We start from the raw sequence: 11,979 nt of genomic DNA, 5'->3' as shown, positions 1-11,979 counted from the left end.
TTTGGTCACTCTTTCTCTGGAAGTAGATTCAGGACAGCACGGAAGAAACAAGCAGCTGTGTATAGGGATGATGCGGATCGTCGAGCACGCGGTCGGTTAAACCACTTTCCACCACCTGACCTTGTTTCATCACCAGCAAACGGTGCGCAAGCAGGCGGGCAACGCCAAGATCGTGGGTGACAATCACTACTGCCAGCTGCATTTCCACCACCAGCGTGCGCAGTAAATCCAGCAGACGTGCCTGAACGGACACATCCAGGCCACCGGTTGGTTCATCCATAAACACCAGACGGGGATGCGTCACCAGATTGCGGGCGATTTGCAGACGTTGCTGCATTCCGCCGGAAAACGTGGTCGGCAGGTCATCAATACGTGAAACCGGGATTTCGACATCTTCCAGCCACTGACCGGCCTTCTTGCGGATATTGCCGTAATGGCGCTCACCGACAGCCATCAGACGCTCGCCGATATTTCCCCCGGCTGAAACCTGGCGACGCAGGCCGTCCATCGGATGTTGATGCACCACGCCCCAGTCGGTGCGCAGCAGACGGCGGCGGTCACTTTCGGGCATGTCATACAACGATTGCGCAGGAACCTGCCCGTTGTTGTAAATCACGTTGCCTTGCTGCGGCGCAAGACGGGCAGAAATCGACTGCAACAGTGTGGTTTTGCCGGAACCGGATTCGCCGACAATGCCCAGCACTTCGCCGGGATACAGATTGAACGACACATCGCAAAAGCCTTTGCCCGGCGCATAAAGATGAGTCAGGTTATTCACCGACAACAGCGGCCCGGCGGTAAGATTTAAGGGAGTGTTCATCAGTGGTTACCCTCGTTTGAAGCCTGTTGCTCAACCTGCTGAGCGCAAAAATCGGTGTCGGAGCACACGAACATGCGGTTGCCCTGATCGTCGAGCACCACTTCATCGAGATAACTGTGGTGCGAGCCGCAGAGGGCGCAGGGCTCATCCCATCGCTGAGCGGTAAACGGATGATCGTCAAAGTCCAGACTTTCTACTTTGGTGAACGGTGGCAGGGCGTAAATGCGTTTTTCACGTCCGGCGCCGAACAGCTGCAATGCAGGCATCATGTTCATTTTCGGGTTATCAAATTTCGGGATCGGCGACGGATCCATCACGTAACGATCATTCACTTTCACCGGATAGGCGTAGGTGGTGGCGATATGGCCGAAGCGTGCGATGTCTTCATACAGCTTCACCTGCATCACGCCGTATTCTTCCAGCGCGTGCATTTTGCGGGTTTCGGTTTCACGCGGTTCGATAAAACGCAGCGGCTCCGGGATCGGCACCTGAAAGATCAGGATCTGATCTTCCTGCAACGGTGTTTCCGGAATGCGGTGACGGGTCTGGATCAGGCTGGCTTCCACGGTTTTCCCGGTGGTTTTCACCCCTGCGACGCGCTGGAAGAATTTACGGATCGACACGGCATTGGTGGTGTCGTCAGCGCCCTGATCGATAACCTTCAGCACGTCGTTTTCGCCAATCACGCTGGCAGTCAGCTGGATCCCGCCGGTGCCCCATCCGTAAGGCATCGGCATTTCGCGACCGGCGAACGGCACCTGATAACCGGGGATCGCCACCGCTTTCAGGATGCCACGGCGGATCATACGTTTGGTCTGCTCGTCGAGATAACCGTGGTTGTAGCCGGTGATCGTTTGGGCGGCATTATTGTTCATGGGCGGAGTCCTGTTGTTTTGCGGCGCGCAGGCGTTTTAACAACTCCAGTTCGGCCTGGAAATCGACGTAATGCGGCAGCTTGAGGTGCGAGACAAAACCGGCGGCTTCGACGTTATCGGCATGGGATAACACGAATTCTTCATCCTGCGCCGGACTGCTGATCTGTTCGTTGTATTCACGGGTTTGCAGTGCGCGATCGACCAGCGACATCGACATCGCCTTGCGTTCAGCGCGACCAAACACCAGTCCGTAACCGCGGGTAAAGTGCGGGGGCTTGTCTTCCGGTGCGACAAAACCGTTCACCATCTCGCATTCGGTCAGCAGGATTTCGCCGATATCAATCGCAAAGCCCAGCTCTTCCGGCACGATTTCGACCGTCAGCCAGCCGGTGCGGATTTCACCGGCGAAAGGATGCGTTCGCCCGTAACCGCGCTGCGTGGAATAGCTCAGCGACAGCAAAAATCCTTCATCGCCGCGGACAAGTTGCTGCAGGCGCGCGGCGCGGGATGCCGGATAGACAGGCGGCGTGCGGGTGATATCTTCCGGTTCGCTGCCGTCATCTTCTTCCTGAATCGCCAGCTGTTGTTGCGTGAGTAAATCAAACACATGGCCGCAGTTTTCCGGCTGCGGTTCATCTGCCACTGGCGTGAACGGCGCTTCGCCTTCGGCCAGCAGCGCAAAGTCGAGCAGACGGTGGGTGTAATCGTAAGTGGGACCGAGCACCTGACCGCCGGGTAAGTCTTTATAGATGGCGGAAATACGCCGTTCAATACGCATCGATTGGGTATTCAGCGGCTCGCTGGTGGCCAGACGGGGTAATGTCGTGCGGTAAGCGCGTAGCAGGAAAATGGCTTCAACCAGATCCCCGCCGGACTGTTTAATGGCCAGTGCTGCCAGTTCGCGGTCATAAATCCCGCCTTCGCTCATGACGCGGTCGACTGCCAGACCTAATTGTTGTTCGATCTGATCACAGCCGATTTCATTCACATTCGTGTTGCCACGGCGCTCGTGCGCCAGCAACTGATGGGCGGCGGCAATCGCCTTCTCACCCCCTTTAACGGCTACATACATCAGCAGACCTCCACGCGCGTGGTGCGCGGTATGGCAATCAGTTCTTCGCCGCAGGTGAACATAAAGTCCAGACCCAGCGGGAAACGGTGAGGACGGTTCAGCAGATAATCGCGCACGCAATCAGGCAACTGTGGAGAAATAATCCGGCTGTTTTCAATGCCCGGCCCGCGCAGGCGCAGCGGCGTGCCACCGGTCAGGCTTTCGAGCTGAACAATCACGCTGGTCGCCAGCTCCGGCGACATTTCATCGCCGCACGGGAAAGCCAGCAGGGTTGCGCTGTCCAGCGCAGGATCAGCCAGCGCAAAACTGACAGCGGATGGGTCATTGGTCAGTACGGCGCCGGTATGAAAACGCAGGTTTTTACGCAGGATTTCATCGTTAAGCGATGCACTCAGCCATAGCGGTGTGTCCTGATCGATAAGCGTCAGCAGCACACAGGCACTGGCGGATCCCAGTGCGCCGAAACCGGGCATGGCAGGCAGTTGTACGCTGATGCCTGGCTCGCTTAATCCTTTGAGAATACGGCGAAAACTGTACTGCGCATCGGCGACCGGATGCTGAAAACTGGCAACAAGTGACATGAGTTATTCTCCACGAACCAGAGTAAAGAAATCGACGCGGCTGGAAGCCACTTCGCGGGCACGTTGCTGGCGGCGTTCCTGTTGCAGTGCGGCCAGCGGTGCTATCACGCGTTTATGCAGCAGTTCGTCCATGCCCTGTATTTGCAGTAATGCATCAATGATGGCGCACAGTTCGGCGTGGGCTTTATTGCGACCGGCAACATAGCTGTAGCCATAGATGCCGTTATCGGTGCGGATAACCGCGCGGGTAATGGTCATGTCGCCCGTCACGAAACGTTTACCGGTACCCCCCATCCGGCCCTGAAGCTGAGTCAGGCCGGTTTCAGCTGCACGGAGTCGCTCAAATTGCGGCGATAAATTCAGCGGTTGCCAGTGTGCGAGCAACTCATCAGGCCGGCTGTGAGCCAGCACTGACATCCAGCGCTGGCGGGTTTGCAAGTGATCCATTCAGTGCTCCATTGTCAGTTCAATCATGTCGGCACGTGTCAGGCTGACGGAGTATTCCGCCACGGACGCGTTGCTTTCACAGATATTCAGGGTGCGGACACACAGCAGCGGTGCCTGGGGTACGATTTCAAGTAATTTGCTCTCTTTAGCCAGTGCGCGGCGGGCATTAATGCGGGTGGTACGGCGGGTGAGTTTTTGCTTAATTTCCTGGCGAATAAAATCATGCAGCGAGCCGCTGTGGAAATTTTGCAGCGCAGGCCACCAGTCCAGGTCCGGTAAATAGTGGTCAATCACGCAGACCGGCACGCCGTTAACGCGGCGTAACGTACGCAGATGGATCACCGTATCGCCTTCCTGACGGGACAGTGCCGCCGCAACGTGGTCGGTCGCCGGACGCAGCACCGCCAGCAGTCGTTCGCTGGTCGGGTGATTGCCTTGATCCAACAGGTTCTGACTGAACCGTGCCTGTGAATGCAGCGGATAATCATAAGGGCGCATCAGGACCAGCGTGCCAATTCCCTGGCGGCGTTGCAGCCAGCCGCGATCCACCAGCTCATCCACCGCACGGCGCAGCGTATGACGATTTACCTGAAAACGTTCGGCAAGCTGTTGTTCCGGTGGCAAATAATCGCCACAGCGGTAACCGTTACGCAGTTCCTGTTCCAGCTCAGCGGCAATTTGTTGATAGACAGTCGTGTGACTGGTCGGATGTCTAGATAAGTTCATCACAATGAATACCTCGCACGGGAGAAACAGGCAAAGGAGAGCGCTGCGGTAATGTGCATTCGCCGGAGAATTTTTCGGAAACGAAATAAAGGAGACATGATGCAAACCTCAGTTCGGTGTTGGCATCATGTTGGAGAAGTTAAGTGACAGTTGGGTGAAGTTCTGGTTGCAGTGATGTGAAAGATGAAATAAGGGGAAAAAAGTTCAAAATTGAGGGAACTTTTTGAAACGCGATTTATTAACATTTACCTTAGGATAGTTTTTACTAAATGTTTATTCTCCTTTGATTCTATTAGATTTTATCTTTCCTCCAAATGTAAATTATTCTAGGTGTTTTTTACAATTTAGATCTTAAGTTATTTTAATTTATAATCATCCATATCTTAATTTAAAAAAAAGACAGGGCAATTAAACGAAATGCTTAACACGAAGTGGAGTTCTAAAAGTATAACCCGGTGTTTTTCATGCTGAATTTAAAAGTGAATATACAATAGCGGCATAAATTCATTTGGGTTGTAAATAATAAATCAAAAAAACATAATAAAATATAATTAATCGCATATGGAAGTGATTTGTTAAAAATTAGTATATATTTCAACTATCGTTCATTTATGTACAATATGCATCTTCTAGAGCGGTTGATTATATTTGTCTCAATAACAAGGAAAAGTTATTTATGTTAAAGAAATCCAAACTTTTATTATTGCCTGTTTGCTTATTTGCCAGCAGCATGGCGGCCAGTGCTGAAGACGGTACCATTACTTTTACCGGTACCATTAGTAGTGCAACCTGTATTGTCAATGGTGGGACTGATGAAGGCCTGACGCCATCTGGTACTTTTACAGTCAACCTTAAACCTGTCAGCACGACAGCATTGGATGCTACCGGTAAGAAAGCCGGTGACACGCCATTTTATATCAGCTTAAGTGGTACTGACTGTCCGAATGGTAAATTTGCTAACGTTTCCTGGGAACGTGCGGCAAGTACCAAAATTGACAGTGCGACCGGTAACCTGATGAACTCTACTGCTTCAGGTTCGGCAACGAAAGTACAGGTTGTCTTGTCTGACGAAAACAAACAAGCCATCGATTTACGTGTACCAGTGACTGATCCGACTACCGGTAAAGCAATTTCAAATAATGCTGCCCGTTTTGATTATTGGGCACAATATATTGCTACCGGTGGTGCAACTACTGCAGGTACAGTGAATACTGACGTTGTTTACTCCATTATTTATAACTAAGAATAATAACCAGGGTACTTGTACCCTGGTTAATTATCGGAGTATTAAAGATGAAGCTAAAATTGGCAATTCTGTTGCCTCTGTTTTTCTCATTCCTGACGCCAGCCTTTGCCTCTATTCAGGTCATGGGAACGCGGGTTATTTTTAACGCCAAAGAAAAAGAGCAATCAGTCCGTATTAATAATGTCGGGGATGCTCCTGCGCTTATTCAGGTCTGGATTGATAGTCGCCGGGAATCAAGCGTTGAAGATAAAGAGAATTTACCTTTTATCATCAACCCACCGATTGCCAGAGTTAATAAAGGCAAAGGGAAGGTCTTACGTATCTTTCCGACAGACGAAACAGCCAGTAAATACCCTCAGGATCGCGAGACGATGCTTTGGATAAACATTCTCGATATACCCCCTGAAAGTGAGAATGCAGCTGATAAGAATCTGATGAATATTGCGGTAAGAACACGCCTTAAATTCTTTTACCGCCCGGCGGGCTTAAAAGGCGAACTTTTAACTGCTTCAGAGAATGTTGCCTGGACCACACAGAAAACAGCAACAGGTTATAAAGTTACGGGAAGCAATAACTCGCCATATTATATTTCTTTTGCCTCGCTAAAGATTGCGGGTCAGGAAGATACTATTCTTCAGGGCGATGTTATCGAACCTTTCAGTAGTAAACTGTTTGAATTTAAAAATATTAAAAATTCTACGGCACCGGTCCTTAAATATACTTTCATCACAGACCTGGGTGCGTTTGTCAATAAGGAATTGAAATTGTAATGACGTAACGTTATTGCAATAAATTAAGGGATATTTTTGTGATTCGCTTAAATCAAGCATCAAGAAATTTTTCCGCTTTTATAGTGGGATTTTCCAGTTTCATGGTAAGTAATGCATTTTGCGAAACAGTGCCTGTTACTGGAATGACGCTTGGAAGCAATATTGAATCTAAGAGTACTGTAAAAGAGAAAAAAACCGTACGGTTTAACAATGGGTTTATGGTCGGTAATCTTGCAGGCATGGATCTCTCGGCGTTTGATAATGAAGAATTAACGAAACCAGGCGACTATCACGTAGATGTTAAAGTCAATGGCAAATCTATTGGCGTAAAAAAAATTAAATATGTCTCTGTAGGTAGCGAAATTCAACCTTGTTTAACAAAAGAGTTTATTTATCAGTTCGATATTGATACTTCTAAGCTTCATGCCGGATGGGATGTGGATAAGTGTATACTATTAAGTAAGCTCATTCCTTCCGCAACATTTAAGTATGACTCTGATGAAGAAACATTAGAGTTTTCTATACCCCAGGTAAGCTTACTCAATAATCCTGAAGGGTATGTTAACCCTGCGCTTTGGGATAATGGTGTACCTTCTTTAGCGGTAAACTATTCTCTCAGCGCAACGAATGTGCGTAATCAGGATCATACCTCCGATGATTACTATTACGGAAATGCCCTCTCTTCATTAAAGTTGGGAGCATGGCGTTTCTATACGTTCGACAGCGTCACTAAAGACAGCACTTCCACCCAGTGGGATCATATTTCAGCGTATACACAGCGTGCAATCGCACCGCTTAAAGCCGAAATGAAAGCCGGTGATATCAACACGACCGGCGAACTGTTTAATACCGTTTCGCTGCGTGGTGTCAGTTTAGCCACTGATGAACGCATGCTGCCTGATTCACTGCGCGGCTATGCGCCGGTGATCCGTGGTGTTGCGGATACCAATGCAAAAATAACCATCAGACAAAATGGTAATGTCCTTAAGGAACTGACAGTTCCACCCGGTGAATTCGAAATCACGGATCTTTATGCTACGGGCTATGGCGGTGATCTGGAAGTTACAATCACCGAGGCAACAGGTCAGGTACGTACCTTTATTACGCCTTACTCCAGCGTACCGATGTTATTACGTCCGGGGCAATCGAGATTTTCAACCACTGTCGGTGAAATACGTAATGACTCATTACGCGATAAACCCCTGGTTCTGGAGGGAACTTACCAGTATGGGTTGACTAACCAGGTCACCGCTTACACAGGTTTTCAGACCACAGAGGATAACGAATATTCCGCGCTGATGGCCGGTGCTGCTGTCAATACACCCATAGGGGCTTTGGGGGCCGATATTACCCGGTCCTTCACCTCGTTCGAGGTGGAAGATGAGGATTCCTGTGATCGTTTCTGCAATATGAGTTTGAAACTGAGTCTGGCTAAATTTTTCAATGACACCGGAACGAACCTCAGCCTTGCGGGTTACCGTTATTCAAGTAAGGATTATTATTCTCTCAGTGATGCTCTGCTGACCGCTCAGGCATTAGAGGACGATGATGGTAAATATTTACCTATTAACTACCGGGATAAGGTTGAAATAAATATTAGCCAGAACCTTATCGATGGCTGGGGGAATGTTTATCTTTCCGGATACTATGGCCGTGCCTGGGATTCACAAACAGAAAAAAATAACACCAGCAGCTATCAGTTTGGTTATTCCAATTCATGGCATGCAATGAGTTATAACATTAACTTCAGCAAAACTATTGATGAAGATGGCGATACCGATGATGCGATATATCTCAGTATGTCAGTGCCATTTGGTACGCTGCACTCGAAGGTGCCGAAACTTAATGCGTCTGTCAGCTACAACGACCAAGACTCCAGCATCAGAACCGCGCTGAACGGTACTGCCGGGGAATATAACCAGATGTCGTATGGTGGCTGGATAAACTATGTACAGGATCACCAGACAAATGCAGGGATAAATTTAGGTTACAGCGGCAGTGCCATGCAGGGGAATATCGGGTATAGCCAAACCGAAACTTCATTCATGACCACGATGAATGCCAGTGGCGGGATCGTATTGCATGAAGGAGGCGTTAATTACAGTTCTGCATTGAGCGATACCTTCGGTATTGTCGAAGCGAAAGGAGCAACAGGCTCACATGTTTACCCTGATATGATCTCTCAGGTTTCAGAGAATGGGTATGCCATTATTTCCTCACTCAATCCTTATCAATATAACGATATTTATCTTGATACTAAGGGTGCGGATATGGAAGTCGAAGTTGACGATACTAAGGCAAGTTTAGTTCCGACTGCCGGCGCCTCAGTAAAACTGAGCTTTAAAACAAAAAATAACATCAATAAATTCTTACTTATTAAAGATAATAAAGGTGTTGTTGTCCCTTATGGAGCGATGATTAAAGACAGTGATGAAATCGTCCTCGGGATTGTTGGCCAGGGCGGAAGGGCGATGGTGGCTCAGCCTGAAAATAATGCTGAACAATGGTTAACCGTTTCCTGGTCTGAAAAGAAAAACGCTCATTCTTGTCGTATGAAATATATTCCAGACGAAAAGGAATCTGCAGAAAAAACAGTTGGTATCGCCACACTCAATAAAGTGTGTGAATAACGATAACTCATATTTATTGATAAATTAAGGAGGGGCATGATGAGGTTGATAATATCAGTCGTTATGCTGGGTTTAATATCCTGGCTGATGCCTGTGTCTGTGGCATTTGCCGCTAATGACTGTACCATCACACAGGGTAAAGCCCTTAATGTTTCCGTTATAATACCGACGCTCAGGCCCGCCAGTAAAGGCACAGTGGGAACCGTATTAGGAAGGGCCGAAGTGAATACTTCAGCCATCACCTATACCTGCGGAGCGTTGATTCGCAATACCTGGCGTTCAGCTTTTACCCGGCCAGAGTCAACGCTGCAGGCATCGGACAATGTTTATAATACGAACATTGTCGGTCTTGGGATCCGGTTAAGTTGGCCGGCTTCCAGAAATGCCTATTTCCCCGATGCCTTTGAGTGCATAGGCATATGTACTGAACCTGCTGATAAAATCGTTTTGGAGTTTGTTCAGACTGGTGTCATCAAAAGCGGGACGATCCCTGCTGGCCTTATCGGGCATGTGAGTTTAGTTGCTGATACCAGCCCGGGTACACCGGTTGATATTGTCACTATTAATTTAGGGGCACCTATTGATGTGGTGCCACGCTCATGTGCCATTTTAACAACCACTCAAAACGTTGATTTAGGCACCTATTCCCTGGCTGATTTTCAGAGCCGGAAGGTCAGGCGGGGCGCAGAAGTCCCCTTTACGCTGATATTAAGTTGCCCTGATCAAACCTCAGTGCAATTTCAATTTCGGGGTGAAAGACCCGTGGGTGCACCGAACGGATATATTGCTAATTGCGATGACGAAAGCTGTGCTCAGCAGGTCGGTGTGAGATTGCTGAATAATTCAGGATCCGCTATTGATACCGCAGGTGCTTCTGTCGATGCGACAGGAAAGAAAGGTGCATCAACCATTATATCGGGTGATAAAACATTTGGATATAAAGCACAAATATATCCGCTTGATGAAACTAAAATGACCGCCGGTAAAATAGATACTTTCGTGGTTTTTGATATTTTAATGAATTAATGAATTACACATATAAATACTATTTAGGGAGAATCTAATGTATAGGAAATACAGCGCGTTGGGCGCTGGCTTACTTGTGGTTTCACTTTCTGGGCAGGCCGCTGTATTGACGCCAATGAACTCAAATCGTGATCTTGACCAGTTAGAACGTCGCCAGACGCAAATGAATATTGAGCAGGAAAAAAGCCGCGAAGCAGAAATTATCAATGCTGAGAAGAATAGCGAACAGTTGCCTGATAGCTTTGCGAAAGCCGGGCCAGGGTATAAATTTGATATTAATGAAATTACGGTGTCGGGTGATGAGGAGTTTGCTGACTCCCCACAGCGTCAGAAAATTATTGATGCCTATAATCATAAGAAAATGGGCCAATATGAGATTATTTCGCTCGTTAAAGATCTGACTAATTTTTATGTGGGTAAAGGCTACACAACCACCACCGTGACTATTCAGGAAAGTAGCCTGAAAAGCGGCGTTCTGACACTTAAAGTGTTGTGGGGCAAAATTGATGGTTTTAGCGTTGAGGGGAAAAACCCAAATTTTCGCCAATCGACCCGTCTGTTCAGTGCAATCCCATTTGCCAAAAATGACGTGCTGAATATGTCTGACGTAGACCAGGGGCTGGATAACCTCCTGCGCGTCTCCGGGGGCAGCAAACTCATTATTGTCCCGTCAGATAAAAATGGCTATTCCACCCTGGATTTACAGAACAGCGATGTTCAGATGTTTTCAGGTAGCCTGGGGACCAATAACTCAGGCACAGAAAGAGATGGCTGGAGTCAATATTTTGCCAGCCTCAGTGCGAATAATCTGGTCGGTTTTAATGATGTACTTAACTATTATACCTCATTCAATGATCTGAATAATAATAATGATAATCAGAAGTCCTGGTCTCTGAACTACAGTATCCCGTTGGGATATTGGGCATTTGATACACAGTATTATCATTCAAGTTATGACAAAACCATTGGGGGAGATTTCGGTGGTTACGGTTCCGACGGTTCATCCGATCGTTTGTCGCTGAAAGTCAGCCGGATGCTTTTCCGTAATGCACAGGGTAAAACCAGTGCTTATGCCAAAGTAGAAACTAATGACAGTAACAACCGCATCGAAGGCTCACAAATTGATGTGAGCAGTAAGCGTTTCTCGAATGTGACACTGGGGTTAACCCGGGTCGGCACGATGTTTGATGGATCACTTTACGCTGATCTGAGTACGACCTTTGGTGTGCCATGGTTTGGTGCTGCCTGGAAAAACGACCCTGATTTAACGGGGTTCGACATCGATGCCGTGAAATACAACGGTTTGCTCAGTTGGTCAAAGAATCTGTATCAGGCCGGGCGTGTTGGCGTTGAGTATGAACTGGGTTCTGGTTTCCAGTATACAGATGATATTCTGGTCAGCGATGAAAATATGAGCGTAGGCGATGAATATACCGTTCGGGGCTATAAAGATAGTTATATGTCTGTAAACAGCGCTGCCTACATTTCCAATACTTTCAAATTCCCAATCAGTGTATTTAAATACGGCATCAATCAGGTTTCACCGTTCATTGGTTATGATTTGGCCGTGGTAAAAGATAATTGTTCCCAAGATGTCTCTTTGTGCCATGCAGAATACATGACCGGCGCGGCAATAGGTTTGAAATTTAATGCCACTCATTTCAATAGTGCATTGACTTATAGCCGCCCGTTAACAGAACCAACCTCATTAAGACATACCGGCATGTCAGAAGAAGCAATTTATTATAATGCGTCAGTTTCGTTTTAATGAACAACACCAGTAATT

Annotated in this window: 11 protein-coding genes; 5 read left to right on the top strand and 6 right to left on the bottom strand. The window is 47.8% G+C overall.

Annotated elements, in window-relative coordinates; translation table 11 throughout:
• Positions 1–28: 28 nt before the first annotated feature.
• The 6 genes from phnK to phnF are packed head-to-tail and all read right to left on the bottom strand — an operon-like array spanning position 29 to position 4,521.
• Positions 29–820 (bottom strand): phosphonate C-P lyase system protein PhnK, encoded by a 792-nt coding sequence (gene phnK / locus ACOZIO_RS16505; RefSeq protein WP_129954377.1) that lies wholly within the window; start codon positions 818–820, stop codon positions 29–31.
• Positions 820–1,695: an alpha-D-ribose 1-methylphosphonate 5-phosphate C-P-lyase PhnJ gene (locus ACOZIO_RS16500; protein WP_129954379.1), complete on the bottom strand. Its 876-nt coding sequence runs from the start codon at positions 1,693–1,695 to the stop codon at positions 820–822. Before ACOZIO_RS16500 ends, phnK begins: the two co-directional genes overlap by 1 nt.
• Complete coding sequence (locus tag ACOZIO_RS16495; protein ID WP_129991631.1) at positions 1,685–2,767, bottom strand: carbon-phosphorus lyase complex subunit PhnI; 1,083 nt, start codon at positions 2,765–2,767, stop codon at positions 1,685–1,687. Before ACOZIO_RS16495 ends, ACOZIO_RS16500 begins: the two co-directional genes overlap by 11 nt.
• Positions 2,767–3,348: a phosphonate C-P lyase system protein PhnH gene (phnH, locus tag ACOZIO_RS16490; RefSeq protein ID WP_129954383.1), complete on the bottom strand. Its 582-nt coding sequence runs from the start codon at positions 3,346–3,348 to the stop codon at positions 2,767–2,769. The genes ACOZIO_RS16495 and phnH overlap by 1 nt, the downstream gene beginning before the upstream one ends.
• Before the next feature lie 3 nt (positions 3,349–3,351).
• The gene (phnG, locus tag ACOZIO_RS16485) at positions 3,352–3,795 is read right to left on the bottom strand and encodes a phosphonate C-P lyase system protein PhnG (RefSeq protein ID WP_421595510.1); all 444 of its coding nucleotides are present in this window, start codon (positions 3,793–3,795) and stop codon (positions 3,352–3,354) included.
• On the bottom strand, positions 3,796–4,521 hold the full coding sequence (phnF, locus tag ACOZIO_RS16480; RefSeq protein ID WP_421595509.1) for a phosphonate metabolism transcriptional regulator PhnF: 726 nt from the start codon (positions 4,519–4,521) through the stop codon (positions 3,796–3,798). It lies immediately after the preceding gene.
• A 676-nt stretch (positions 4,522–5,197) separates the two neighbouring features.
• Here phnF and ACOZIO_RS16475 point away from each other — a divergent pair.
• Genes ACOZIO_RS16475 through ACOZIO_RS16455 form a run of 5 tightly spaced genes read left to right on the top strand, consistent with a single transcriptional unit; the run spans position 5,198 to position 11,961 of the window.
• A complete protein-coding gene (locus ACOZIO_RS16475) occupies positions 5,198–5,764 on the top strand; it encodes a fimbrial protein (protein ID WP_129954389.1) in 567 nt (188 codons plus the stop codon).
• Positions 5,765–5,814: 50 nt separating this feature from the next.
• A complete protein-coding gene (locus tag ACOZIO_RS16470) occupies positions 5,815–6,537 on the top strand; it encodes a molecular chaperone (RefSeq protein WP_421595508.1) in 723 nt (240 codons plus the stop codon).
• Positions 6,538–6,575: 38 nt separating this feature from the next.
• Positions 6,576–9,167, top strand: a complete 2,592-nt coding sequence (locus ACOZIO_RS16465; RefSeq protein WP_421595507.1) for a fimbria/pilus outer membrane usher protein — start codon at positions 6,576–6,578, stop codon at positions 9,165–9,167.
• Between the two features lie 36 nt (positions 9,168–9,203).
• Complete coding sequence (locus tag ACOZIO_RS16460) at positions 9,204–10,193, top strand: fimbrial protein (RefSeq protein WP_421595506.1); 990 nt, start codon at positions 9,204–9,206, stop codon at positions 10,191–10,193.
• Positions 10,194–10,230: 37 nt separating this feature from the next.
• Positions 10,231–11,961, top strand: coding sequence for a ShlB/FhaC/HecB family hemolysin secretion/activation protein (locus ACOZIO_RS16455; RefSeq protein WP_129954397.1), 1,731 nt, complete (start codon positions 10,231–10,233; stop codon positions 11,959–11,961).
• Positions 11,962–11,979: the final 18 nt, after the last annotated feature.

Origin of the sequence: Rahnella sp. PD4 (genome assembly GCF_049199325.1) — a bacterium.
Taxonomy (GTDB): domain Bacteria; phylum Pseudomonadota; class Gammaproteobacteria; order Enterobacterales; family Enterobacteriaceae; genus Rahnella; species Rahnella perminowiae.
Note: the sequence above shows the minus strand (reverse complement) of the source record. Positions and strands in the feature narration are given on the sequence as shown.

What these genes read in the sequence shown, in the direction of transcription:
- ACOZIO_RS16500 (WP_129954379.1), bottom strand. Translation starts at nt 1,695, where the DNA reads ATGAACAATAATGCCGCCCAAACGATCACCGGCTACAACCACGGTTAT.
- phnK (WP_129954377.1), bottom strand. Translation starts at nt 820, where the DNA reads ATGAACACTCCCTTAAATCTTACCGCCGGGCCGCTGTTGTCGGTGAAT.
- ACOZIO_RS16475 (WP_129954389.1), top strand. Translation starts at nt 5,198, where the DNA reads ATGTTAAAGAAATCCAAACTTTTATTATTGCCTGTTTGCTTATTTGCC.
- phnH (WP_129954383.1), bottom strand. Translation starts at nt 3,348, where the DNA reads ATGTCACTTGTTGCCAGTTTTCAGCATCCGGTCGCCGATGCGCAGTAC.
- ACOZIO_RS16470 (WP_421595508.1), top strand. Translation starts at nt 5,815, where the DNA reads ATGAAGCTAAAATTGGCAATTCTGTTGCCTCTGTTTTTCTCATTCCTG.
- ACOZIO_RS16455 (WP_129954397.1), top strand. Translation starts at nt 10,231, where the DNA reads ATGTATAGGAAATACAGCGCGTTGGGCGCTGGCTTACTTGTGGTTTCA.
- ACOZIO_RS16460 (WP_421595506.1), top strand. Translation starts at nt 9,204, where the DNA reads ATGATGAGGTTGATAATATCAGTCGTTATGCTGGGTTTAATATCCTGG.
- ACOZIO_RS16495 (WP_129991631.1), bottom strand. Translation starts at nt 2,767, where the DNA reads ATGTATGTAGCCGTTAAAGGGGGTGAGAAGGCGATTGCCGCCGCCCAT.
- phnG (WP_421595510.1), bottom strand. Translation starts at nt 3,795, where the DNA reads ATGGATCACTTGCAAACCCGCCAGCGCTGGATGTCAGTGCTGGCTCAC.
- phnF (WP_421595509.1), bottom strand. Translation starts at nt 4,521, where the DNA reads ATGAACTTATCTAGACATCCGACCAGTCACACGACTGTCTATCAACAA.